The 24,544-nt window shown below is 62.4% G+C and carries 22 protein-coding genes, 2 pseudogenes and 1 other annotated feature; of the genes and pseudogenes, 8 read left to right on the plus strand and 16 right to left on the minus strand.

All coding sequences use genetic code 11. The features are described 5' to 3' along the window. Positions 1-458 precede the first annotated feature (458 nt). Positions 459-1,139: a nucleotide-binding protein gene (locus NKH80_RS15235; protein ID WP_024927363.1), complete on the plus strand. Its 681-nt coding sequence runs from the start codon at positions 459-461 to the stop codon at positions 1,137-1,139. Further along, positions 1,136-1,543, plus strand: a complete 408-nt coding sequence (locus NKH80_RS15240) for a hypothetical protein (RefSeq protein WP_352992211.1) — start codon at positions 1,136-1,138, stop codon at positions 1,541-1,543. The genes NKH80_RS15235 and NKH80_RS15240 overlap by 4 nt, the downstream gene beginning before the upstream one ends. Before the next feature lie 117 nt (positions 1,544-1,660). On the opposite strand, the gene NKH80_RS15245 is transcribed toward NKH80_RS15240, so the two are convergent. From NKH80_RS15245 to NKH80_RS15280, 8 genes are all read right to left on the minus strand, one after another. Next, positions 1,661-2,002 carry a hypothetical protein gene (locus NKH80_RS15245; RefSeq protein ID WP_352992213.1) on the minus strand — a complete coding sequence of 114 codons (342 nt, stop codon included), beginning with the start codon at positions 2,000-2,002 and terminating at the stop codon, positions 1,661-1,663. Between the two features lie 57 nt (positions 2,003-2,059). After that, complete coding sequence (locus NKH80_RS15250) at positions 2,060-2,383, minus strand: DUF736 domain-containing protein (RefSeq protein WP_006205585.1); 324 nt, start codon at positions 2,381-2,383, stop codon at positions 2,060-2,062. 711 nt (positions 2,384-3,094) lie between these two features. Further along, the gene (locus tag NKH80_RS15255) at positions 3,095-3,622 is read right to left on the minus strand and encodes a hypothetical protein (protein ID WP_352992215.1); all 528 of its coding nucleotides are present in this window, start codon (positions 3,620-3,622) and stop codon (positions 3,095-3,097) included. 298 nt (positions 3,623-3,920) lie between these two features. Further along, positions 3,921-4,319 carry a hypothetical protein gene (locus tag NKH80_RS15260; protein WP_352992471.1) on the minus strand — a complete coding sequence of 133 codons (399 nt, stop codon included), beginning with the start codon at positions 4,317-4,319 and terminating at the stop codon, positions 3,921-3,923. Continuing rightward, complete coding sequence (locus NKH80_RS15265; RefSeq protein ID WP_057143280.1) at positions 4,309-4,569, minus strand: type II toxin-antitoxin system prevent-host-death family antitoxin; 261 nt, start codon at positions 4,567-4,569, stop codon at positions 4,309-4,311. The genes NKH80_RS15260 and NKH80_RS15265 overlap by 11 nt, the downstream gene beginning before the upstream one ends. A 63-nt stretch (positions 4,570-4,632) precedes the next feature. Continuing rightward, a complete protein-coding gene (locus NKH80_RS15270; protein ID WP_352992217.1) occupies positions 4,633-5,574 on the minus strand; it encodes a DUF2493 domain-containing protein in 942 nt (313 codons plus the stop codon). A gap of 248 nt (positions 5,575-5,822) precedes the next feature. After that, positions 5,823-6,878 (minus strand): DUF7146 domain-containing protein, encoded by a 1,056-nt coding sequence (locus NKH80_RS15275; RefSeq protein ID WP_352992219.1) that lies wholly within the window; start codon positions 6,876-6,878, stop codon positions 5,823-5,825. Between the two features lie 12 nt (positions 6,879-6,890). Continuing rightward, complete coding sequence (locus tag NKH80_RS15280) at positions 6,891-11,429, minus strand: strawberry notch-like NTP hydrolase domain-containing protein (RefSeq protein WP_352992221.1); 4,539 nt, start codon at positions 11,427-11,429, stop codon at positions 6,891-6,893. Between the two features lie 185 nt (positions 11,430-11,614). On the opposite strand from NKH80_RS15280, the gene NKH80_RS15285 reads away from it, so the two are divergent. Beyond that, positions 11,615-12,808 (plus strand): DUF1173 domain-containing protein, encoded by a 1,194-nt coding sequence (locus NKH80_RS15285; protein ID WP_352992223.1) that lies wholly within the window; start codon positions 11,615-11,617, stop codon positions 12,806-12,808. Positions 12,809-12,843: 35 nt separating this feature from the next. Here NKH80_RS15285 and NKH80_RS15290 read toward each other — a convergent pair whose 3' ends face one another. Further along, positions 12,844-13,524 carry a transposase gene (locus NKH80_RS15290; protein WP_352992225.1) on the minus strand — a complete coding sequence of 227 codons (681 nt, stop codon included), beginning with the start codon at positions 13,522-13,524 and terminating at the stop codon, positions 12,844-12,846. 229 nt (positions 13,525-13,753) lie between these two features. Here NKH80_RS15290 and NKH80_RS15295 point away from each other — a divergent pair, with 229 nt between their 5' ends. Beyond that, positions 13,754-14,212, plus strand: a complete 459-nt coding sequence (locus tag NKH80_RS15295; RefSeq protein WP_352992227.1) for a hypothetical protein — start codon at positions 13,754-13,756, stop codon at positions 14,210-14,212. A 187-nt stretch (positions 14,213-14,399) separates the two neighbouring features. On the opposite strand, the gene NKH80_RS15300 is transcribed toward NKH80_RS15295, so the two are convergent. From NKH80_RS15300 to NKH80_RS15315, 4 genes and pseudogenes are all read right to left on the minus strand, one after another. Then, positions 14,400-14,999, minus strand: a complete 600-nt coding sequence (locus tag NKH80_RS15300) for a DUF1419 domain-containing protein (RefSeq protein ID WP_352992229.1) — start codon at positions 14,997-14,999, stop codon at positions 14,400-14,402. A gap of 132 nt (positions 15,000-15,131) precedes the next feature. Further along, the gene (locus NKH80_RS15305; protein WP_352992231.1) at positions 15,132-15,524 is read right to left on the minus strand and encodes a hypothetical protein; all 393 of its coding nucleotides are present in this window, start codon (positions 15,522-15,524) and stop codon (positions 15,132-15,134) included. Between the two features lie 118 nt (positions 15,525-15,642). Beyond that, a pseudogene (locus tag NKH80_RS15310) lies at positions 15,643-17,790 on the minus strand (ParB/RepB/Spo0J family partition protein). Between the two features lie 273 nt (positions 17,791-18,063). Further along, positions 18,064-19,260 (minus strand): DUF932 domain-containing protein, encoded by a 1,197-nt coding sequence (locus NKH80_RS15315; RefSeq protein WP_352992233.1) that lies wholly within the window; start codon positions 19,258-19,260, stop codon positions 18,064-18,066. Between the two features lie 211 nt (positions 19,261-19,471). Here NKH80_RS15315 and NKH80_RS15320 point away from each other — a divergent pair, with 211 nt between their 5' ends. Beyond that, positions 19,472-19,675, plus strand: coding sequence for a MucR family transcriptional regulator (locus NKH80_RS15320; protein WP_502900956.1), 204 nt, complete (start codon positions 19,472-19,474; stop codon positions 19,673-19,675). Between the two features lie 36 nt (positions 19,676-19,711). Here the strand turns inward: NKH80_RS15320 and NKH80_RS15325 are convergent. Next, positions 19,712-20,941: pseudogene (locus tag NKH80_RS15325) on the minus strand (IS3 family transposase). Further along, positions 20,541-20,657: a sequence feature (AL1L pseudoknot), on the minus strand. It overlaps the preceding pseudogene by 117 nt. On the opposite strand from NKH80_RS15325, the gene NKH80_RS15330 reads away from it, so the two are divergent. Next, positions 20,940-21,257: a Ros/MucR family transcriptional regulator gene (locus tag NKH80_RS15330; RefSeq protein WP_352992473.1), complete on the plus strand. Its 318-nt coding sequence runs from the start codon at positions 20,940-20,942 to the stop codon at positions 21,255-21,257. The pseudogene NKH80_RS15325 and the gene NKH80_RS15330 sit on opposite strands and share 2 nt — an antisense overlap. A 214-nt stretch (positions 21,258-21,471) precedes the next feature. Here NKH80_RS15330 and NKH80_RS15335 read toward each other — a convergent pair whose 3' ends face one another. Further along, positions 21,472-21,684, minus strand: a complete 213-nt coding sequence (locus NKH80_RS15335; protein ID WP_352992235.1) for a cold-shock protein — start codon at positions 21,682-21,684, stop codon at positions 21,472-21,474. A gap of 537 nt (positions 21,685-22,221) precedes the next feature. Between NKH80_RS15335 and NKH80_RS15340 the strand changes: the two genes are divergently transcribed. Both NKH80_RS15340 and NKH80_RS15345 read left to right on the plus strand, forming a co-directional pair. Next, positions 22,222-22,572, plus strand: a complete 351-nt coding sequence (locus NKH80_RS15340; RefSeq protein WP_023680086.1) for a transposase — start codon at positions 22,222-22,224, stop codon at positions 22,570-22,572. Continuing rightward, positions 22,551-23,369: an IS3 family transposase gene (locus NKH80_RS15345; protein WP_352948465.1), complete on the plus strand. Its 819-nt coding sequence runs from the start codon at positions 22,551-22,553 to the stop codon at positions 23,367-23,369. Before NKH80_RS15340 ends, NKH80_RS15345 begins: the two co-directional genes overlap by 22 nt. 289 nt (positions 23,370-23,658) lie before the next feature. On the opposite strand, the gene NKH80_RS15350 is transcribed toward NKH80_RS15345, so the two are convergent. Continuing rightward, complete coding sequence (locus NKH80_RS15350; protein ID WP_352992237.1) at positions 23,659-24,444, minus strand: GGDEF domain-containing protein; 786 nt, start codon at positions 24,442-24,444, stop codon at positions 23,659-23,661. Positions 24,445-24,544 lie beyond the last annotated feature (100 nt).

Consider the following 24,544-nt stretch of genomic DNA (forward strand, 5'->3'; position numbering starts at 1 on the left):
CTTTCCTGAAGATAGCAGCTGCGCAAAAACTGCACCTTTAGCGAGCCCTTATCTATGCGCGCCTGGGTTGCCAAACCAGTCTTCCTCGCGCGCGTTTTCTCACCAGCGCAGTTGTCGGCGGCAGGGGTGCGATCGAAGTGTTCCCATCGTGATTTGATCCCATGTGTCTATGATGCGATGAGAACTTGTTTCCATGTTAACATGGAAACATCAACCCTCTGATGCGGTAGTCGGAAATGCGCAGTCGATGGGCCACGGACCCCTTCTTTCCTGAAGATAGCAGCTGCGCAAAAACTGCACCTTTAGCGAGCCCTTATCTATGCGCGCCTGGGTTGCCAAACCAGTCTTCCCCGTTGACTATGTCCCCATGTTTCGACCGTGATTTTGTTTCATGTATCCATGATGACTTGTTTCCATGTTAACATGGAAACAAGAAAACAACACCGGAAGGAGGCCCCATGATCATCTCCGCCGCGATCCCGAAGGGCGGCACTGGCAAATCGACGATGCTGCGCACCCTCGCATCCGTCGCGCTGCATAGGGGCTATTCGGTCACTCTTATCGACGGCGACCGGCGGCAGAACATGAACCGCTGGTTCCAGATGCTGGGCGAAGCTGGCAATCGTCCTGACAGGCTCCAGATGGTGAGCGCGATGACCCCGCAGGAAATCCTCCGCGCCGCAGCCACTCACAACGGTGAACGCTCGGTCGTCTTGATCGATACGGAAGGCACCACAAACGATAACCTCATGGCCGGGCTCTTCGCCGCCGATATTGTCGTCGTGCCGGTCTATTTTGCCCTCGACGATGTGACCGCCGCCATCCAGATCACCGACCACTATATTCCGCTGGCGGTCGAGAGCCGGGGTAGACCGCTGCCTGCGATATTCGTGCTGACCAAGCAGACCATCATCGATGGCAGAGCACGAGCCCTGACCGAACTGCGTGCCATCATCCAGGCCAATGGCACGCCCATTGCAGAACACGTCCTGCATAATCGCGTTGCCTACCGCGACCTTCAGACCGGGCAGACCCTTTACAGCCCCGAGGTGCCTGACGCGAAGGCGATTGCCGAGAGCGAAGGGGTCTTTGACGACCTTCTGCAAACCTTCATCGAAGCCACAAGGAACGCGGCATGAGTGAAGAAACCGCACCGAAACCCGGTGACGACAAGAAAGCCCGCATGATGAAGGCGATCTCTACGCAGCCGCCCGCGCTGCCGAGCATGTTCATCCCACCGAAGGCCGAGCCGTCAGGGATCAAGGAGCAAGCTGCGCCACAGATGCAGGAGCCGACAAAGCCGTCCCCGGCAGTCGGGCCCGATTTCCGCAAGCTGCTGCGGCAGGGTCAGAAAAAGGACCCCATTGCCGGAAAGAAGATCCGCGAGGAGGAGATGATCCGCTGCGGCTACTATCTGACGGCCGTGGAGCAGCGGCAGTTCAAGTTGCTGGCGATCAGCAACGGGCACAGCATGACCGAACTGCTGCGAAAGGCTGTCCAGGACTATATCCGCATTTATAAACACAAACTGCCGAAGGAATAATCGGCGGTTTGGAGTGCTGTCGCATACTGTAGCGGGTGATGTTCGTGGCTCTTTTGCGACGCGCAAAAAAAGGGCCCTCAACGGAACACTCCGTCGCGGGCCCCGAGACGTGATTGCCTACTTGGGTTGGTTGAGGTGTTTCAGCACCTGGCCGAGGATTGTGTCTCGCACCGGACGCCCGCTGGCTGCCGCTTTGTCGTCGACCAGCTTTGCGGCCAGTTTGGGCGACAGCGGCATGAAGTCGTAGCCTTGTGAGATGGCTGCGCGGCGAAGATCCTCAAGCGTTTCGAACGCGCGATCGTGGGTGCCGAGCCAAAGACCGGGCTCATCGGTTTCTTCGTGCGGGAACGCCTGCAGGAAGTAGGTCCGAAGTGGTGGATCGTAGCCGATGACAGCGTCTGGGTCCGAGCGGCCCTGTCCGGTGACGGTGCCAGTGACAGTGATGGTGTAGCGGCTCATTGCAAGCTCGTTTTGCCGGTGGGGAGCCGGCCCGTTGCGGGGGCGGCCACCGATGCCTCACTGGGGGTTGTTCCAGAGGATGACCTTCTTGTTTTCCTCGCCACCCGGGGCGGGAGCGAGATTGCCGAAGATGACGCCGATCTCGGGGGCCTCCAGCTTGACCGAGAGGTATTCCTCGCCCGAACGCTGGGAGATGCGGTGCCAGCCGGCTCCGATCTCGAAGCCCGTGCGCTTGTTGACGATCCGGTAGTCGGGGGCGTCCTCGCGCGACTTGTTGGTGTTCGGGATAAGGGTGATCGGGGCATTGACCCGGAGCGTTGCAAAGACGCCTTCCATCGAGCCGTCGGCCTTGGTGGTGAGGTTTGCGATCGTGGTGGCCATGGTAGTTCTCCTTCGGTTGCATCGGGACCATTCCCGATGGCGCCAAAGGAGAGGGCCGTCCTGCTGCGGTCATCTCGGCGAAAATTCTGGAAAATTCTATTTGCCGAAAAATTGCGGGCAGGTCCTTCGCCTGCCCGCAGACAAAAACAGAAATCGAATTTTCCTGAATATTCGCCGAGTGTACCCCCAACGGGGGTTGACCGCACAAAGCAGGCGGTCGTCTACAAAGGCGACATGAAACGGGAATGGCCCCGGATGCGACCGAAGGAAAAGAACTCAGGCCACCATCGCTAGATCGCCGACGCAACGCTGCCGGATCGCAGGAACATGCTGCAGCCTCTCGGGTCATATCGTCGGCATTGCCAACACATCGAACAGCAGCCCGGCGCGTGACCGCCTTGCGTGTTCGGTATGGCGGCATAGCAGTTTCGAGATCGGGGCCGGCTGGCAGCGGCCTTCACGCCCCTCGGGGACGATACCGCGCAGTCAGGTTGGATGACCCGGCAAGCCAGGATGTTGTTCGGCACGCTTGCACCCGCTTCAGAGGCGAGACGGGTCAAGATGATCATCCGCACAACGCCCCGCGGCTCTGCGCGTGGACCGGTTTCGAAAGGGGCCGGCTCCGTCCGCTCATACAAGTGGATTAGGCGGCGAGGAGCCGGATCAACATATCGGATTGAACCCGTCGGGCTGTCGGCAGGACCGCATCCATCATCCTGGCAACGTTAGACGCTCCTCCGGCATCATGCGGGCTTCGGCTTGGCGGCGAATGTCCGAACCGGCATGGCCGAGCATGGCGCACCAGTCCTCTACATTGTACGTCGTCGCCATCCGGCCCCTGGCCAGATCGTAAATGACGCACGGCTTGTTCGCGATGGCGAGCCGAAGCACGTTGACGGCCGTACCGGGTGATGCGCGGTCCCAGACCATCATGCCAAAGTCGGCGCGCCGCGCCATCTCCCGGTCCTTGGCGGCGTCGTTCCAAGATCCATGAGTGCCTCCAGGTGACGGGACATGGTAGGCGGCCCAGTCGCCCAGATTGTTGTGGGGTTCCTTGCCGGCATGGAAGACCCCGACATGCTCGTACTTGTAGCCCGCGAGCAGGCCCTGCGCCTCGGCATCGGCTCCCGACGCGTCGCCGACCAGCACGCCGTGCTCGGCAGCAACGATTGCGCCGATGCGAGCGATGGCAGGTTCCGGCAGCTCGAATATCTCGCGTGATCCACCTATGAATATCATCGACCGGGTGACTTTCCCTTCTCTCCCGCGTCCCCCGCCCCGCGCCGGCCGCCCTCTCCCGCTCGCCCTGCGCGAGGGATCGTCACCCGAAGGCCGAGACGGCAAAGCCGGCTCGGGAAGCGGCGGGACGCCGCGACGAGAGCCCGGCCGGCCGCAGGCCGGCGCGCCCGGATCCTGCAGCTGCCGGAGGCGCTACGCGCATCTGGCTAGTGGCGCTTCGCGCCTGGAGCTAGTGGTCTTTGTCGGGCCAGCCAGAGGCTCACGTCCTGGATCGAGCGCATGGCCGCGAAAGAGGACGTCAATCCAGACGGCTGACGCGGCGGCCCTCGCTGCGCGCTTCGATAAAGGCGCCTGCGATCTTCATCATGAATGCCTTGCTGAAACGACCGAGGGGCTTACCGCCGGATTCGATGTACCAGGAGCGTTTGGCAATATCGTAGTTGTATTCGTCAACCACGATCCAGCAGCGTTTGAGATCGGTCAGACCGGCGCGGCGGCACTCGATAGCGGAGACTTCCAAACCGACCCGATCGCTGGTCGGTGGCTGGGTGGTTATCGCCAGGAGCGCGAGATGGGTCAGGCCATCTCTTGCGCCACGGACAGCTATGACACGGCCTTCCGTTTCGCCGCGTTCGTGTTGCCATGACCAAAGATACGGGTAAGAGATCACCTGACCAGGCAGATATCTACCGCTCATCATCGTATCCTTCCCCGCGCGCCAATCGGTCGATCTCGGCGGCGAAGAGTTCCGTGTGTTCCTCCGGCATCTCGGAGACATGGTATGCGCGGCGGGGATCGCCGCCGATGCGCATCCGTTCGTAGTGCTCGTAACTCATCAGCACGAACCGGGGTTTCCGGTGCTTGGTGAGAATAACGGGTTCGCGGCTGGCAACGTCGGTGACGTCGCCAACCTGCTTGTTGAGATCCCCCGTCGTGAACTGGCGCATGTCTGGACTCCTTGATCAGCCTCCATATTATCTGGATTTTCTGGATTTGCAAGAAAACGGCGCTCACGCGCCGCCCTCCGCGAACCGCCAGACGGGGATGCCGAGCCTGCGGGCCTTGTCGGCGAGGTTATCGGTGATGCCGGAGCCGGGAAAGACGATCAGGCCGTAGGGCATGACCGAGAGGAGCTGGTCGTTGCGGCGGAACGGAGCCGCCTTGGCGTATCGGTTCCAGTCCGGCTTGAAGGCGATCTGGGTGACCTTGCGGTTCTCGGCCCAGCAAGCGGCGATGCGCTCGGCGCCGCGCGGGCTGCCGCCGTGGAGCAGGACCATGTCGGGATGCTTTTCGCGGACCTTGTCGAGCGCGTCCCAGATCCGGTCGTGATCGTTGCAGTCGAGGCCGCCGGCGAAGGCGATCTTGGTGCCGGCCGGAACGAGCACCTCGGTTTCGGCGTGGCGGCGGGCGGCGAGGAAGTCTCTGGAGTCGATCACCGCCGCTGTCATCGCCTGGTGGGTGACCTTGGAGCCGGTGCGCGGCCGCCATGCCGATCCGGTCTGCGCCTCGTAGAGGTCGGCGGCCTCATCGCGCATGATTTCGAGCACGTTGCGGCGCTCGATGTAGGTGATGCCTTCCGCGGTCAGCCGTTCCAGCTCGACCGACTTCACCTCGGAACCGTCCTGTTCCTGCTGACTCGAACGCTGCGCCTCCTCATTGCGGTCGAGGCTGCGGGCGACGCGCTCGGCGGCGCGGTGGAAGACGTTTGCGAACGACCAGAGCAGGTCGTCGAGATCGGGTTCGAGCCTGGTGTCCCCGAGCATGCCGGCGAAGGTTTCTACGATCCCGGCGAGGCCGGCCCGGATCACCTCGTCGTCGGGAAGCGGCCGAGGGTCAGGTTCGTCCTGATGCGGGCGATGGCCGTACATCTGCAGTTCGAGGATGACGCGGTCGGTCGGCGAGGAGGCGTGGTAGGGCTCGTAGGCGTCGTCGAAAGCAGGCTCGTAGGTCATGGCGTGTCTCCATCGGTTGTGGCCGCGCCTATCGCGGCCTGACAGCGCATCCCGGCCGCGCCGCGGGCGCGGTCGCCCCGAAGGCCGGAGCGCGAGCGGAGGACGGCGCAGCCGTTGCGGCCGTGGCCGTGGGGTGGCAGGGGTCGCCTCTCGGGCAGGCCGCGGGCGCGGCCTCTGCGGTGGACCGCCGCCACGCCCTGCAGGCTATCCGGCGACGCCGCCCCTGCCCGCCTGCCGGCCCGAAGCGTTCATCCGGGCGGCAGGAAGAGACGGACATCCTCCGGGACGAGCTGATCGCTGAGCCATGCCGCGAGATGGGCCGGGCCGAGATGGCGCAGATCGTCGTTGAAGTCGCCGAGCTGCGGCCGCAACACCAGGGCGAGGATCCCGGCCTCGCCTGCGCGTTGGCTGAGACGTTCGATGCCGTGCCGACCGGCGGCGTCGGCATCGGCTGCGACGTAGAGGCGGCGGCAGCTTGGCGGAAGCCTCAGGCCGGCAAGGTGATTGGCCGAGGTGGCGGCGGCCACCGGCAGCACCGGCATCACAGTCCTGAGCGACGCCATCGTCTCGAGGCCCTCGCCGGCGGCCATGACCGGGACGGGCGCACCAGGCTCAAGGCCAAGCCAGATGGCGTTGCCAAAGAGATGACCCAGTGAGCGGCGTGGATCCGCGAGTTGCGCCTTGCCGTCCCCAGAAGGATCGAGCCAAGTGCGCTGCAGGCCTGTAATCTGACCATCAAGGCTCGTCACTGCGGCGATCAGGGCAGGAAGCGCCTGCGTCTCGCCCGATACGAGATCCCTGTAGTAGCAGCCGGGATGGAAACGTAGCGCGCGCTCATGCGCGGAGAGCAGAATGCCGCGGCCAGCGAGGTATCGTTCGGCCAGCGTGCCAGCGATCGGCTGCGACATGGCGAACAGGCGACGCGCGGCGTCGGGAGAGCCGCGTGCCGCGGCAAGTTGGCGCTGCGCGCCAAGGGGCTGGGGCGGGGGCTGGGGCGGTGGCAGCGGCATGGAGAGGAAGCGACGTGCTTCATCCGCGACCTCGCGGAAGTCGACCAGGCCACAGCTCTGCTCGATGACGTCGAGCAGGTCGCCATATTCCCCCGACGACTCGTCGGTCCATTTTCCGGCTGCCTTGCTGCCAACCGCCTTGAGCCGCACATGCATGGAACGGCCGCGCGTGTTGCGGACATCGCCGACCATCCAGTAATTGCCGGAGCGACGGCCGTTGGAGAGATATTCGCGGCACACCGCCTCGGCATGTTCGCCAAGGCGGCGTGCCAGCTCGGAGGGCGAGACGGTCATGATCGTCTCCCCTCACGCCGCTGCCGCGCGGTCGGTGACGCCGACCAGTGCGTGGCGGTCGAGGAGCCCGGCGAGGATGGACGGTCCTTGCTCGCTCGTCGGGATGAACAGCCGGAGCTTCCAGGAAATGATCTCGGAGATCAGGCCTAGCGCCTTCAGCCGGGGAACAAAAGCGTCGGTAAAGCCGATCAGCTCGATACGGTGGTCGTTCATGACCCGACTGCGGCGCAGAATCAGGCCATCGGCGAGTTGCAGCCCAATCCGACCGTCGACAAGCCCGGTCCAGGCATCTTCCGGCGCGAACTTGGGTACATCATCGAGCCCGAGATTGCGGAACATGGTCGCGACAAGCGTCGGCGCGATGTGACGGCCGATGATGCGTTCGCCGGCATCGGTCTGGATCCGGTAGACCTGACAATCATGGTCTGGCAGCCGACGCCAGATCGGCAATAGCAAACCCGTCACGATGTGAAAGGTGCTGGTGGTGAACTCCGGGACGGCGGCGACTTCCGAGTCCCACAGCTCGCAGAACAATTTCCGGTCGGCGGGCTGCCAGAGTGTTTCGGCAAGTGCGTCGAGGCCGAAGCGCAGCTCGTCCGTCGGCCGCAGCAGGCGCGCGCGATGCTCGACGGTTCCGTCGTCGAGCATCAGGCTCGCCGTCGGCAGCCGGATCGCCGCGCGGCTCGACCGTGTGTTCACCAACAGAACCGATTGGGGCTCCGCCCGGACGATGGCCAGCGCGTCGACGAGGCCGAGCGGCCGGATACGGTCCTTGCGCGCGACGGTGAGCACATGTGACTGCGCGCCGGAGACTGGATGGGTATAGACGGTCCTACGATCGGTGACGACGATGCTCTCCGCCGTGATCGTCTCCAGACCCTTGTCATAATTGCCGGCGGCTATGGCGCCTTCTATTCTTCCCGCCATCAACTGCTCGAACACCTCGAACAGCAGGGTCTGGGTCTCGATGCGCAGCGCCAGCAGGCGATTGAGCCAGGTCGTGATCGGCGGCAGCTCGTCGCGCAACCCGCCCTCGTCCGTCGTCAAAGACAGCCCGGTCACGGTCTCGAAGGTCGCGAGCGAGCAGCCCTCGATCTTGCCTTGGTGCAGCAGCATATAGAATTGGCGAAGTGCGGCCCGTGCATAGGGGCTTTCCAGATTGTCCTCGGCACGGAACAGCCCCGCCCCACCGGTCTGGCGCTGGCCACGCGTGATCGCGCCCAGCGTGTCGAGCCGTCGTGCGATGGTCGACAGGAAGCGCTTGCCGGCTTTCACGTTGGCGGCCATCGGCCGGAACAACGGCGGTTGCTTCTGATTTGTGCGGTGGGTCCGTCCGAGACCCTGGATGGCGTTGTCGGCGCGCCAGCCGGCCTCGAGCAGATAGTGTTTGCGCAGCCTCTGGTTCCTGACCCCGAGATCGGCGTGATAGGAGCGGCCGGTGCCGCCGGCGTCGGAAAAGATCAGTACGCGCTTATCGTCATCCATAAAACTCTGGGTTTCGGCGAGGTTGGCCGAGGCCGGCCGGTTTTCCACGGCCAGCCGGTCGATGCCGTCGCGGCCGGTTTTCTTCACGATGCGCCGCGAGCGGCCGGTCACCTCGGCGACGGTGTCTATGCCGAAATGATGGATGATCTGGTCGAGCGCGCTGGCGACCGGCGGCAGCGATGCAAGTTTTTCGATCATCTCGTCGCGCCGGCGAACCGCCTCGCGGCACTGGACCGGGTTGCCATCTTCGTCGTGAACGGGCCGCGAATAGACATTGCCTTCAGCGTCCGAATATTCTTCAAACAGCTGGGTGGGGAAGGAGTGCATCAAATACCCGCCGACGTACTCGCGCGGCGTCACGTCGACATGCAGATCCGACCATTCCTCTGTTGGGATCTCGGCAAGCCGCCGTTCCATCAGCGCTTCGCCGGTCGAGACGATCTGCACGACTGCCGCATGCCCGTCGGCGAGGTCCTGCTCGATCGCGCCGATGAGCGTCGGCGTCATCATCGAGGTGATGAGATGGCTGAAGAAGCGTTGCTTGGTGCTCTCGAAGGCTGAGCGCGCCGCCGATTTTGCGCTGCGGTTCAGCGTGCCGGACTCACTGGTAATGTTGGCCGCATCGAGTGCGGCGGTCAGGTTGTTGTGGATGACCTGGAAGGCGTCCGCATAGGCGTTGTAAATGCGGATCTGTTCGTCGGTCAGCGCGTGCTCGAGAAGGTCGTATTCGACACCGTCATAGGAAAGCGAACGCGCCGCATAGAGGCCGAGCGACTTGAGATCGCGGGCGAGCACTTCCATCGCCGCGACACCGCCGTCCTCGATCGCGGCGACGAATTCGGCGCGGTTGGCGAATGGAAAATCCTCGCTGCCCCAGATGCCGAGACGTTGGGCATAGGCGAGGTTCTCGACGGCGGTCGCACCGGTCGCGGAGACGTAGACAACGCGGGCGTCGGGCAGCGCGTGCTGCAGCCGCAGTCCCGCCTTGCCCTGCTGCGAGGGCGCGACGTCGCCGCGCTCGCTTTTGCCGCCAGCGGCATTGGCCATGGCGTGGGCCTCGTCAAAGACGATGACGCCATCAAAAGATTTTTTCACCCCCGACGGGTTTTCTCCAATCCCTGTCTGGCTTTCTTTAATCCCCGTCAGGCTTTCGGCCCTTCCCGTGTCTTGTCCAACCCAGTCGAGGATCTGGGCGATCCGGGATTTCTTGTCCTCCCGTTCCTGCGAGCGCAGGGTTGCGTAGGTCGTGAACAGGATGCCCTCGGCAAGGCGGATCGGCGTGCCCTGCCGATAGCGCGAGAGTGGCTGCACGAGGAGTTTTTCCTGGCCAAGGGCTGCCCAATCGCGCTGGGCGTCTTCAAGCAATTTGTCCGACTTGGAGATCCAGATCGCACGGCGGCGACCCTGCAGCCAATTGTCGAGGATGATGGCTGCGACTTGCCGTCCCTTGCCGCAGCCGGTTCCGTCACCCAAAAACCATCCACGGCGGAAGCGGACAGCGTTCGCAGCACCTTCTGACGCGGCCGAGACGACATCGCAGGTCCCGTCAACCGTCCAGGCGCCGGTGAGATGGCCACAATGGGCTTCGCCGGCATAGATGACGCTTTCGAGCTGGGCGTCCGACAGCAGGCCCTCGTCGATGATCGCATCAGGAAGAAGCGGCCGATAGGAAGGTTTTGGCGGCGCGACGGCGGCCATTGCGGCCGACTGCACGAGCGGCGTTGGATGCGGCTTTGCGCGGGGAATGTCGATCGACTGGAGCGCATATGGTTCGTAGATCGTATCGGTGAGCCGGCCGCCCTCTTCTGGCATCCAGTCGCGCAGTTCATAGGTGAGGGGGACAGCCGGCGTGCTGTTTGCCATGACCTGGCGGGCGGGCTTCGCCCGCGCAATCGGGCGGACCGATTGGATGGCCTTCGGAGCAGCCGTTGAGACACCCAGGGGTGCGGCTCTCGCTCCAGATCGGGCACCCATGTGCATGGCGGCATTGCGCACGATGACGTTGGCCAATGCACCGATCGAGTTCGGAAAGCCGCCCGGTGTGCGGGGCGGCAGATCCGTGATCCAGGAGAGCAGCGTTTCGACATCCGTGGCCTTGCCGGAGGATGGGATGAAGCCGGTCGGGTCGGCGGCCGGTACCTTGTCGATGATTGTCAGGCGGGTCTCGGCCGTCGTCCCATGGCGCGCGTAGACACAGCCGTCGATCGCTGCGGTGAAAATGACGGTGCCCTGCTGCTGCAGGCGTTCGAAGGCGGGCCGCCACTTGGGATTTTCCGGAGACAGCCCGGTGCCGGTGATGGCGACCAGGCGCCCGCGCGGACGCAGCCGTGCGAATGCGGAAGAAAGGTGCCGCCATGCCGCATCGGCGACATGGCCGTCGACATAGGCGCCGACGCTGAAGGGTGGATTCATCAGCACGACGGACGGCTCCATGGCCGCGTCGAGATGATCGTCGATATGGGCGGCGTCGTGCCGCGAGACTGGGACCCCGGGAAACAGCAGGCCGAGGAGATCGGCCCGCGTCGCGGCAAGCTCGTTGAGGGCGATCGAGGCGCGCGCCATCTCGGCATGGACGGCGAGCAGACCGGTGCCGGCCGAGGGTTCGAGAACGAGGTCGCAAGATGCGATCGCCGCGGCGTGCGCCGTGACGAAGGCCAGCGGCAAGGGCGTCGACAGTTGCTGCATGGCCTGGCTCTCGTCCGACCGTCGCGTATGGGTGGGAAGAAGGTCAACGATGCGCTTGATCATCGCCAGCGTTGCCTGCGGCGTGGTGGACCGGGACAGGATCGCCGGGCCGAACCGGCGCAAGAACAGCACCTGGGCAACTTCGAGCGCCTCATAGGCGTCCTTCCAGACCCAGAACCCTTGCGCATCGCTGCCGCCAAAACTTGTCGTCATGGCGGTACGCAGTGCGGCGGTGGTGACAGGCTTGCCCTGTTCCAGGAAAGGCAAAAGCAGCGTTGCCGCTTGATAGATTGCCTGGGCGGTGTCGATGGAGGCCGGCGTCAGCGCGGCGAGGGAACCGGCCGTACGTGCGACGGTTGAGGTGGTCGAAACAATGTTCATGGAAATGTCCTTCGCGAGAGGGGAGTGGCGCCCGCGCCGGCACTCTCTCCGCGCCAGCCGAGCCGCACTCCTCCCGGCTCCCCTCTGCCTCCAGCGCCGATGCACCAAAGGGGTTGCACTCAGCGCAAACCCATGACTTGAATGCGCGCACAGGGATGCGGCGGCGACCTGGAGCTGCGGAGGTGATGCGACGGTTCAGAATTGGCAGTGCGGTCTACGAGGACGGAGCGCCTGACCTGCAGGCGGCTCTGGCGAACGCATATGCCCGCACCGAGCGTCCGCTATGCCTGTGCCGCGAGCCGGGCTGCCCGATGTACATCGCCCGCATCGGCGACCTTCATCTGATCAAGCGCATGCCGCTCAGCGGCGGCGGGCATGATCTGTCCTGCGATTCCTATGAATCACCTTACGAACTGTCCGGGCTGGGCGCGCTGATGGGCAGCGCGATACAGCTCGATCCGCAAAGCGGCATGGCGGCCCTCAAATTGGACTTCAGCCTGTCGAAGACAGGGAGCCGGGCAGCATCCGTGCCTGCGGGGCAAAGTTCCGCCAGCGTAACCGCCGATCCCAGGAGGATGTCGCTGCGTGGCCTCCTCCACTATCTCTGGCACGAGGCCGAATTGACGGTCTGGACATCCCGATGGGCCGGCAAGCGACATTGGTGGAATGTCCGCTGGCACCTTCTCGAGGCTGCCGGGCAAATGACGGTGAGGGGCGGAGCGCTCGCGGATATCCTGTTCGTGCCCGAGCCGTTTCGCGCCGAGAACAGGCAAGCGATCGAACATCGCCGCAACGCGGTTCTCGGCACAGCGCTCCCGCCGAAATCCGGCCCCCGAAAGTTGCTCGTCCTGGTCGGCGAGGTGAAGGAGATCGTGCCCGCCCGCTCCGGTCAAAAACTTGTCATCAGACATTTGCCCGGCTTTCCCTTTATCATCGACGATGCATTGCATCGGCGTTTGCAGGTACGTTTCGAAAATGAACTGTCGCTGTGGGGAGCGGATTCCAGCTCACATCTCATGACGATCGCGACGTTCGGACTGAACCCGGCCGGCCTCGCCATCGTCGAGGAGATCGCGTTGATGGTGGTGTCCGAGAACTGGATTCCTTATGAGACGGTCCCGGAGAAAAGGCTCGTCGATGGGCTGGCTCGTCTTCGCGAGAAGAGCGTGAAGGGATTGCGCTTTGACCTGCAACCCGACCAGCCGATCGCCAATGCGTTGCTTCAGAACAGGGACGAGCCGACAGCGCTCTTTGTCGTTCCGGCCGGAGCGGACGAGAACTACGAAGCGTCGCTAAACGAAATGATCGCCGCGCGTCCCGAGATCGGCTCCTGGGTGTGGCGCGTCGGCGAAGGCGATATGCCGCCGCTACCGCCTTGAGCGTCGGCGGAATTTCCAACGAGGCTCAGTATGTCTTAGGCCAGGCCCAGCTTCTTCTTGAGCTCGGCATTTTCCTTGCGCAGACGGTCGGCAAGCAGGCTCTTGAGGCGCTTGTTTTCTTCTTCGAGCGCGACAAGATCACGGAGATCGCCGCTGTCTGAAGAAGGTGCGGCAGCCCTCTTCCAATAATAGTAGGTCTGCTCCGATATGCCGGCCTGGCCGACCGCAATCTTGCTGGTCGCACCGCCAGCGATCGATTTCTCGATCTGGGCAAGTTTCTGGGCGCGTTCATTCTCGGAATATGTCTTGCGGGCGGTCTTCGCTGCCACCGGAGCTTCCGCGGCCTGGGGCGCAGGTTTCGCTCCGTTCTTGCGGACCGGCTTGACGAGTTCTGCCTTCGCTTTCTTTGCTCGCGGAACTTTCTTCTTCGATTCAGGCACTTCCACTTTGGCTGGCGCTACTGTCTGAACAGTCTGAGCGTCCTGAAAATCGGCCATCATATACTCCGCTTGTGGTTTATCCCCTTCTTCAGCATCAAGGGGTCTCATACTGAAGTCAATAACCTCTGAATTTGGGAGCGGAGCAGCATAGCCCGGCTGCGTCATCTCCGTGGCAATCTTGGACAGGTCGAGATCGCCCCAGATCGAATGGCTTGGCTTCTGCTTGCCGCGCCTCTGTTTCAGTTCCACGATGAATGGCCGGATCTGGCGCTTCATAGTCTGTTCCTTGATGTGAGCATGACTTGCTAGCCAAGTCGCAGTTTGGGTTAGCGAGTACCCGACGTATCATATCGCTTTCGCCGTGCTTTATCGGATAAGCCCCGCAACGAGCAAGCGGTGTGTCATGGGGCTTGGGCAGCCGGCTCAATCGACGGGGGCAAACATGCCTAACGAGAGAGAGCTGCCTGATACACGCGATGCTCAGGCGTCTAGCCGGGGGTGTGCGATGACTGTGCACAATCCGGCTGGAGCGATTGCAATCCTTATTTTCTTGGGAACTAATCTTCTCATGGCGGCGGATGAGCTGGACGCGCTTGTTTTCGGGATGGCGGTCGACAGCGTTCGGGCGCTTTCTGTTCCTTTCGCGGAAAAAGTCGCGGAAATCGCCCACAGAAGCCACGGCGTGCTGCTTTTCAATTTGCGCATCGATGGCGACATGGAATTTCAGCGCGTTGCCGCCATCCGGTATCCAAGCAATCAGACAGGCGTTCTGGTGCTGGATAAGCAAGGCTTGTTGACCAGCCATTGCATGGTCAATGGCACTTTCTCCTGCTTTATCGCTCCGTTGGAGGACTGGAACACGCTGCCGCTCGCGACTCAGGCCAGGACGACGATCGCCGGCCCGGCCAGCCTGTCCATCGGCGCTTTACGCAATGCCTGGTACCTCCCGCGTGGTGGGCACTGACCCCAAGTTTTGCTGAGGCCGGATGTTTGCATCGTCGGGGCAGTTGGCCATACGGTCTCGCATGTCTCAACAACTTGAGGATGGGCCGTACGCGGGTGCATCCATTGAGCGAAAGTCGGTCACCGTGATGGAGACGCTTCACCGCCGAGGCGCGGTTCTTATAGATGCCCATCGTCGTCTTCCTTCGTCAGCTCCGACGCAATCGGACTTTGGACAGGAACTCCTCGATTTCGAGCTCCGACAGATCATCGAGCAGCCTGAAGGCAGCATCACGCCTTCCGGCGTTAACGAGAATCGTGCGTTTGCCTTGATGCTCGGCCCACCCGGTCTCGGGGTCTGCGTTGCGAGCGGTCCCCCTGAGCTCGACAGGGATTATGTTCCAGATCGCCTCGAGTTTTTCCTCGCGCGTCATGCTGTCGCTCGCGCGGGTCTCGTGGGCGATGATAGCGGCGCGCATCTTGTCTGGCGACTGCCGATCCGTGAGATCGCAGAACCCGTGAAACCAGCGCTCGCGCCCGCGGATCCGGATCGCGAAGAATACGCTGGTGACGTTGCCGGCCTTATACTCAGACATTCCGGACATGCCGGTGCGCATGAAGAGCGGCGGCAGCAAATCGAGCATGAAGTGATATTCTGACGCGGTGATCTCGAACCACTCGGCTGAATAGGGAGTGCCGGAAAGCGGATCGATGCCGGGAGTGTCTTTGTGACGGCTGAACAGTTGGAACATCTGCTCGCGGGTGGCGACGCCGTCGAGCACCTTCCTGAACGGTGGATGTGCGGTCATGGGGTTCTCCTGAACGCAGGTCGGCCACGCGCGGCATCGCCGCGCCATGGCAACTGCCTGGTGTGTTGTGGCTGGCGACGGGCCGAGCCTGCGGCCGGCGCGTCCATCGGCGATGATGGGGTTTGCAGGGGTTCAGGCGGCGCGTCGTTCGTAGGAACGCGAAGTGTCTCGACCAACACCGGTGATGGCACGGACGGCGGCGGCGAGCGCCGGGATGTCGTCGAGCATGCCGAGCGCAACGAAGTGGTTGGCCCCGCCGGTATAGTCCTTGCGGCCCTTGCAGGTGCGGATCAGGATGCCGTGACCTGAGGATAAGCCGAACTGGCCGACCTGGATGTAGGCGCGGTCATGGTGCAGGGTAATTTCACCGGAAACGGCTATGCCCGCCTTGTTTGAGCGCAGGTCAAAACTTCCCTGCGGCAGGGCAAGTTCGGCGGCGAGTTTCTTCAGCCGTGAACGGGCTGTCGTGTGAAAACGTCTTTTCTGCTGCTCGTCATAGGAGCAGCTTCTGTTCCAGTCGAACATGTCGATCTCCATGAAACGAAAGCGCCCGGGCGCGCTACGGCGATCCCGGGCTTGAGAGTGAGTTGGAACTGCATTGGGCCCGGGCGGAGTGCCGGGCCCGGTGCGAGTGTGAGGCCGATTATTCAGCGGCCTGGAGGTGGTCCGCCTCGTCGCCGTCGATGGTCACCGGTTCATCGGAGGACGGATTCGTATCATCGGCGAGGAAGGCCGGCAGCTCGGTGGCATCGCCGTCGAGAGCCGCCTGGTCCGACATGTCGCTGGCGACCGCGTCGCCAGCATCGGTAGCCTCATCGACCTCAAGGCGCAGCGGCTCGGGCAGCCAGTTCGATCCTTCGAGAAGACGGGCGGCTTCACGGGCCATGATGTCCTTCTTCATGTGGTCGATCAGCTGCGCGGAGTCTGCGCCACGAGCTTCGCGGACAGCCTGTAGAATCCGCGCCTTGGTGAGCCGCCCGAGGAACTCGACCGTAGGCGTCCAGCCGGCGTCGACCATGTCGAACTGGAGCCAGCGGCCAAGCACGTCTGCATGATCGAGCGCCTTCGGTCGCCTATTCCAGGCTTCGACCACCGCGTTGAGTGTCAGCGAGACGCAGTGCGCGAACAGCGCCTTGCGGCTTGCTTCGTCGAGGCCGAGAAGGAAGTCCCACAGGTTTTCCGCCTCATCGGGAAGATCGCGGTCCCACGCTTCGTGGCGCTCGGCGATCTCCTTGGCCCACGGCGTCTCGGCAAGGCCATCGACCTGGCTGAAGCTGCCGCTCTTCAGGCTGATCTCCAGGCACGTGTCCGGCGCGAAGGGATAAAAGACCTGCAGGACGAAGGCATGGAGTGCGGCGACGAAGGCGATGTCGACGTCAGCTGCGAGCGCGTTGCGCAGTGCCAGCGTCCGCTGCGCGGTCAGGTCGAAGACGAGCCGATCGGGCAGTGGCTTGATGCCATCGTCCTCGCCGTCGTCGCCAGAGGTGTCGTTCACCGGCTTGCCGTTGACGACAACACCGTCGCCATCGTCGTCGCCATTGGATCGGGTTCCGCCGTCGGCGCCCCCTTCCTCCCCCTCATCGACCTCGCCGATTTCGGTCCGCGGCTCGTCCTCGGACCGCACGAAACCGGCGTCGACCTGGAGCTTGCCGTTCGCGGAAAGCGTAACGAACACACCGGCAATGGCCTTCTGGGCGGGATCGTAGCTTTGAGGACGATCATCGATCGCATCGAGCTCGGCACCCAGTTGGTCGAGCTTCGCCTCGATTGCTTCGTCGGCATCCTCGGCCTGGGCATAGTCCGCATCCAGCTTGTCGTATCTGGCCTTCAGCGCGTCGTAGCGTTCGATCTCCTCGGCGCTCAGTTCCTGCGCTTCGGCATAGATGCGCCGCATGCCGGAGGTATGGCCGTAGGGAAAGCTGATCGCCGCCTCGACCCATTTCCACCCTTCGGCGCGGATCGCCTCGGCATCCACCTTCAGCCTATCGAAGACAAGCTGCTCGAGAAGTGCGGCATCCTGGAACCAGCCACCGGAATCCTGCTCGAATAGGTCGCGAAGGATGACGCCGCCAGCTGCTTCATAGGCTTCGGCCCCGACATAGACGGCCCGTCGATCATCGGCCCGGACCGTGGTCTCCGTCAGCAGGCGCCTGATGTACTAGGGTTCCTGCATGTGCGAGCTGGAAATCCGCTCCCAGACCTGTTCCTGGCGCGCGTGATCGTCCGAGATCGAAAACGCCATGATTTGCTCGAGCCGGATTTCGTCCTTCTCGTAGAGCTCGAGAAGCCTCAGTGACACCGATGCCAGCCGCAGGCGCTGCCTCACCGTCGCAGGCGATACGAAGAAGCGGGCGCCAATCTCTTCCGGATCGAGGCCCTGATCGCTGAGCGTCTTGAAGGCCCGGAACTGGTCGAGCGGATGCAGGTCGGCGCGCCGCAGGTTTTCGGCAAGCGAATCCTCCTCGGCCGAGGTCTCCTGCCCGCGGTTGACGATGCAGGGAATTGGCTCGTTCTTGGCCAGGCGCTTTTGCTTGATGAGGATGCCGAGCGCGAGATAACGCCGGCCGCCGGCGGGCACCTCGAACGTGCCGGTCTCCTCGCCCTCGCCGTCGAGCACGGGACGGACGTTCAGGCTCTGGATCAGCTTTCGCCGTCCGATGTCCTCAGCCAGCTGCTCGATCGACACGCCGTCCTTGATGCGGCGAACATTCTTCTGCGATAGCATCAGCTTGTCATAGGCAATGTTCTCCGCGGCGTTCATCGCGATCTTCTGAATGGCGTTCTTTGCCATGGTCAGGTTCTCCATGACGGGCGGCCCGGGGCCTTTCCCCGAACCTCCAGGCCCGTCACAACCCTCCCCTCCCCCCTCTGCCTCTAGGCCCCGCGCGGACCCGGCCCTGCCCGCGGATCTCGACGCGGCCGAGCCGCCCGAGGGGCCGCCAGCATGTTGGCGTTACCAGTTTAAAGCGCCGTCCTCTTCCTTCGGAGGACCGCGCTGGGTTTGATGAAGACGGCCCGGAGGCGAGGCCGGCGACGAGAGTTTTCGCCGCCCGCTGCAGCGGAATCAGTTAGCAAGATCGAGCAGCTTCTTGGCTTTGCCCTCCATCTCCAGACGAACATCCTGATGGGGCTTGTCGCGCGCGACCCGCGTGATGCCCTGCACGAAATCAAAGATCGATTCCGGTGGTCTGCCTTCCTCCATGAGGACAGTATCGATGATCTTCGTGGTCTCGGACTTGGAGAAGCCCCGCTTGCGCAGGAAACCCTGGCGATCTTCGTCGTCTCTGGCAACGATCCGTTGCCGCGCCGTCTTGATGCCGTTGACGAACGGCATGGGCGAGGAATCGGCAAACTGGATCAGCGCCGGCTCGGCTTCGAGGGCGAAACGGGAGGCTGCGTATTTTGAATGGCGGATGGTGATTTCCTCGAAATCTTCCACGCCCCACAGATTTCGATTCTGACACACTGCGCGAAGATAGAAGCTGGCGATCCCGAGGGTGCGGGCTCCGACTTCCGAATTCCAGCAGTAGAAGCCGCGAAAATAAAGATCCGGTTCCCCATTTGGCAATCGGCCGGCCTCGATCGGGTTCAGATCGTCGACGAGGAACACAAAGACATCGCGATCTGACGCGTAGAGCGTCGTGGTGTCCCGGGAGATGTCGACGTGCGGATTGTAGATGCCTGTCGACCAGTCGAGCACACCGGGCACTTTCCAGCGGGTGTCGCCGGTACCGTTGCCGGCGATCTTCTGCACGGCGTCCACCAGTTCTGAGTCAAATATCCTGCCGTAATCAGGGCCTGTTACCGCCCGCAACTCAATGCGTCCGTTCTCGATTTCCAGCGTCTTCACCTGTTCGACGCGGTGGTTGAGGAGACCGTGCTGAAGGTTTATCGCCGCGAGCGGGGCTGGAAGCTGCCGCAAATAGGTGGCCGGTGCGCTGACCAAGGAGGCGAGTTGGCCAAAACTCCAATGCGTAGGGGCAACAGGGCCAGGCGCATCGGGCAACATTAGCCTCAGCCGCTCCGGATCGTCGCGGCTTGCCTCGACGCGGATCAGCTCACTTTCGACGATGCGGGTCTTGCTGCGCTCCGACCGGCTCTTCACCGAATTCCCAAGGTCGGTGAGGGACAGGAACCGCTCGTCGGCCGGTCGGTTAAACCACTCCGAGGAAACGCGACCAACGCGTTGCCCCCGGCTGACATCCACCTTAAAGCCACTCCGGGGATTCGCGGTGGGAGCTAGAACTTGCAACTCAGTCATTGGACTTTCTCCGCGACGGGCGCCGGAAGCCTCTCTCCCAGCCCTCGACCCGTCACGGCGGCCCCTTCATCCTCTCCCTCTGCCGGTTCCGGCCAACCCGCAAACGCCGCAGCCGCACCGCCGCAATGCCCGCTTTGTTGCTTTCAGCGACAACCGCCACTACGAAGCAACACTTCGTCGACTGTCTTTCGGCCCACCCGGAGAGTTTTTTATGACAGAAGAAGCTGACAGCAACATCGGCGCCCTTGTCGGGCTCACCGCTGATGTCGTCTCAGCCTATGTGTCCAACAATCCTGTCCCGGTGAGCGAGCTATCTGCCCTTATCGGCCAAGTACACGCATCACTCAAAGCAACATTGGGCAACGTTCCCGCCGAATTGACGGAGACTCTCAAGCCGGCGGTCCGATCAGGATGAACCGCCCCGGGTTTTCCGGAGGCCGTTTCGTTTGAGTCACGCGGCTATGGCTGGCTCATCCAACATGGCGTAGTAGCGTTCCTCGGCTTCGGCCGGCGGGATGTTGCCGATGGGCTCCAGCAGCCGGCGATTGTTGAACCAGTCGACCCATTCGAGCGTGGCGAACTCGACGGCCTCGAATGAGCGCCAGGGTCCGCGTCGATGGATCACCTCGGCCTTGTAAAGACCGTTGATCGTTTCGGCGAGAGCATTGTCGTAAGAGTCGCCGACACTGCCCACCGAAGGTTCGACGCCGGCCTCCGCCAGGCGCTCGGTGTATCTGATAGAGACGTATTGGCTGCCTCTATCGCTGTGATGGATGAGCCCGCCTCCCTGCACGGGCCGCCGATCATGGAGAGCCTGTTCCAGAGCGTCCAGAACGAAGCTGGCATGCGCCGTGCGGCTCACCTGCCAGCCGACGCCTTCGCGCATAGGTGTCGATGACAAAGGCGACATAGACGAAGCCCGTCCAGGTCGCGACGTAGGTGAAGTCGGAGACCCACAGCATGTTCGGCGCCGGGGCGTGGAACTGGCGATTGACGTGATCGAGAGGGCATGGTGCCGCCTTGTCGCTCACCGTGGTGCGGATCGGCTTGCCGCGGATGATGCCTTCGAGGCCCATGGCCTTCATCAGGCGGGCAACCGTGCAGCGGGCGACATCGAAGCCCTCGCGTTGCAACTGCCGCCAGATCTTGCGAACGCCATAGACGCGGAAGTTAGCCTCGAACACGCGTCGGACCTCATCCTTCAAAGCCTCATCCCGCTTCGCCCGAGCCGACAGCCGGGAGGGATCGATGCGCTTGGCGACATGGTCGTGGTAGGTCGACGGGGCGATCGGCAGCACCTTGCAGATCGGCTCCACCCCATGCGCCTCGCGGTGATCGTCGATGAACGCGATCATGGCTTGAACCGGCGGTCGAGCTCCGCCTGGGCAAAATACGCGGAAGCCTTGCGAAGGATCTCATTGGCCTGGCGAAGCTCGCGGTTCTCGCGTTCCAAAGCCTTGAGTTTCGTCGCCACATCCGTAGGCACACCGGCTCGCACGCCACTGTCGCGCTCGGCCTTCTTCACCCACTCATGCAGCGTCTGCGCCGTGCAGCCGATCTTGGCGGCGATCGACGAGACCGCCGCCCACCGCGAGGCATGCTCGCCTTCGTGATCCAGAACCAGCCGCACCGCACGGGCTCGGACCTCGGGAGAGAACTTGTTGGTCGTCTTGCTTGTCATGGCTCCACCTTCTCAGGAGTTGGAGCCTCCGATCAACCCGGGGCGGTTCAGGAAGTCGGTGACGCCGGACTACATCATCTGTCTTGAGGACGGCAAGAAATTCAAGTCGCTGAAGCGCCATCTGTCTACCGATTATGGGCTGACTCCGGATGAGTATCGCGTTAAATGGGGGCTGCCGGCCGAATATCCGATGGTCGCGCCAAACTACGCCGCCGCGCGCTCAGCATTAGCCAAGACGATGGGGCTTGGCCGCAAACGGCAAGAGCCGGAAGCGCCAGAGCCTACGAAGCCGAGCCGCAAGAAGGTCTCAGCCTGATCCCCGATCGAGCTTCTGCAGCCGTCCACTTAAGTGTGCGGATATTCGGGCCAACGCTTGTCCAAAAGCCTGGGTTGCTAGCCAACTCGCACCCCTGGCAGCCATCTGTTGCCAAAGGGTTGAGCTCAGCCATGTGCTATCGCTCGTATCCGTACGGTCGGCCCGCCATCCCGGCCTGCCGCGTCCGTCCGGCTCTTGAGGGAGTCAGCTGAAATCAGACAGCCTTGCTGAGATTGCCCGCGGAGGACTTGCCAGTACGGCGGTCCTGTTCAATCTCGTAGTTGATCTTCTGCCCATCAGCTAGGGTCGAGAGGCCCGCTCGTTCGACAGCGGAAATGTGGACGAAAACGTCCTGCCCGCCGTTGTCGGGCTGGATGAATCCAAATCCCTTGGTGCTGTTGAACCACTTCACGGTCCCGGTCGCCATATCTACAGAATCCTTCGTCATACTTGCAGTGTCGCCTGGCCATCTTGCCAGTCCCGTTCATATTAAAGCTTTGGATTAGACGCAGCAACGAAAAATATGCAAGACCCCGAATTCTCGGATCGCGTCACGACCGATTTTTCACTTTCGACAAACATCGCGACCCTGCGCAATTGCTGGGCCAGCCGTACGCCGGGTGCATCAGCCAATGAGCGGCTGTCAACCGAACCTACGATAAAGCCAGCTTCCCGCGTGGCGGAGCTGGATTGAAAGCAGCGAGTGGCTGCCGATCCATGGTCATGGTTACTCAGCCGGGCGAGCGCAGCGAAAGCTGGTTTGTGCGCTGCCGCTAGGGAAGGAATTGCTGCGCGAGTTCGGCCTGCATTGACCAAGCTGTCACCCTCGCGAGCTCGGCTGGCGAGGGCCGGAACCTAGCCAAAGGCCATCAAAGTGCCACTGACCTGGAGTGCGCCCCTCGGACCGGACGGGATGAACAAGCAGAATTGACTTGGAAGCCGGGCTTTCGAAGGATGGAAGCCCATGGTGACTTATCGCACGCACAGCATCGAGTTCAAACGTCAGGTAGTGCAGGAGTTCCTGTCCGGCGAGACGCTGCATGGTCTCGCCAAGCGGCACGAACTGCCGCGTAACCTGATCCGCATCTGGGTTCAGAAATACGAGGCCGGCTCCTTCGACGAAGACGTGGCGGCGGCCGACACGATGCAGACCTATGAGGCGCGGATCGCAGCGCTGGAGCGGCTGGTAGGCCGGCAAGCCTTGGAAATTGAGTTTCTAAAGGGGGCTCTGAAAAGCGCACCACGTCCGAGAAGCGGGACTACATCCGTGATCACCGGCCCGGCGGTGTCTCCATCGCTGAAGGATGCCGGCTGATGGGGATCGCGCGATCAACCTACTACGATCAGCCCGAAACCGCCGTGGATGACACAGCGCTCGTCGAGACGATGGGTGAGATCTCCGACAGCTTCGAAGCTTACGGCTATCGCCGCATGCAGGCGGCGCTGCGGCAGCGCGGCATCGTCGTCAACCACAAGAAGGTCAGACGGTTGATGCGCGAGCACGATCTGCAGCCCAGGATCAGGCGGCGCTTCATCGCCACTACGGACAGCGATCACGAGTTGCCGATCTTCCCGAACCTGGCGAAGAACGTGACACCCGACGGCCCGAACCAGCTCTGGGTGAGCGACATAACATACGTGACGATTGCGGCGGGCTTCGTCTACGTCGCGGTCATTTTGGATGCCTGGTCACGCAAGGTCGTTGGTTACGCCATCGGTCGGTCGATCGACGCGCGCTTGACCGTTGCAGCATTGAAGGCGGCAATCGAACGACGAAAACCCCCGCCGGGCTGCGTCCATCACTCGGACCGAGGGTCGCAATATGCCGCACTCCTCTACCGCAACGTTCTCGCCGAGCACGATCTTATTGGATCGATGGGCCGGCGCGGCAATCCCTACGATAATGCGAAAGCGGAAAGCTTCATGAAGACGATGAAGGTCGAAGCCGTCTATCCGATGGCCTACGAAACCTTCGCCGACGTCGCTGAGGACCTTCCCCGCTTCATTGATGAGGTTTACAACACCCGCCGATTGCACTCAGCGCTCGGCTATCTCAGCCCGCAACAGTTCGAGGACCAACACGCCCGGCAGATGGTCAAAACTGCGGCTTGACCCTGTCCGGTCCGAGGGGCGCACTCCAACCTTCAGTCGGTGTTTACCATTGGCTTCTATCTTTCGCGTAGCGGCAAGGTTCTGAGTACCGCGCACACAAAGGCCTGCTCCAGACAATGGGGCGGGCTTTCTTGTGTCACTGGACTCCAACAATGCCGTCTACCGGAAAACGGTCCGCAAGGCTGTGCGGCTTGTAATGTGGCTGGGGCTGGTCGTGCGAATGGGCAGGCCGAAGGCAGGCCCGATTTCGGGTAATATTCTGCCCGCGTCAGGCTGGGCCTAAGCTGGGTTATGGCGTCATGGCCCGCAACCTGGTTGCTTCATAGTCGAACGAAACACGATTTCGTCCACGCTGTTTCGCTTCAAAAAGGCATCGTCCGGCGGTGCGAAGGACGTCTTGAGCATCTGCATCGGGAGAGATTTCCGCGCCGCCGATGCTGACAGTCACTTTCACGCCGTCCTGTTGGCCTTTCGCCATCGGGCCCGCCTCGACAAGACGGCGTATGTTTTCCGCGATGGTAGCTGCCTGCTCTTTACGCGCGCTGCGTAACAACACACCAAACTCTTCTCCGCCAAGACGACCGATCGAGTCTCCCGGGCGTGTCAGATAAACGAGCGCCTTTGCAATTCGAACCAAAGCCTCGTCACCTTTGGAATGGCCGTGTTGGTCGTTGATCAAGGAGAAGTGATCCGGATCGATCAGGAGCAGTGTGTCGCATTCACCTTCGTCACGCTTTCTGTCCATCCTTGCGATAAATTCACCGCGACTGAGAAGGCCTGTCATCGGGTCGTGACTGGATACGAAGGTGAGCCTGTCGTGCGCCTCTCTCAGGGCTGTGTATGATTTCTCCAACTTGTCACATGTTTCCTGGATCGTTTCCGCCTGGGTGAAGATAAAGGCGCTGACCGGCAGTCCGATCAGAATCGGGATGAAGGTGCATTCCACCCAACTCAGCCAGTCGATCGGCATCTGCAGGCCAAGTCTTGCCGTGAACGACAGCCCGAAAGTCGCGACGACTGCAATTATCGTTACGACTGTAGATTTGCCCAGAATACGTTTGCCGCGCGGCGTCATGTTGTTGCTATAGACAATCCGGCTGAATGACGTGTTACCAGCTTGATTAGGATTGTTCTGGACACACCAGCGAGGAGCCGAACCGGCGCGGTCCTCAAGG

Origin of the sequence: Mesorhizobium sp. M0904 (genome assembly GCF_040319475.1) — a bacterium.
Lineage (GTDB): Bacteria > Pseudomonadota > Alphaproteobacteria > Rhizobiales > Rhizobiaceae > Mesorhizobium.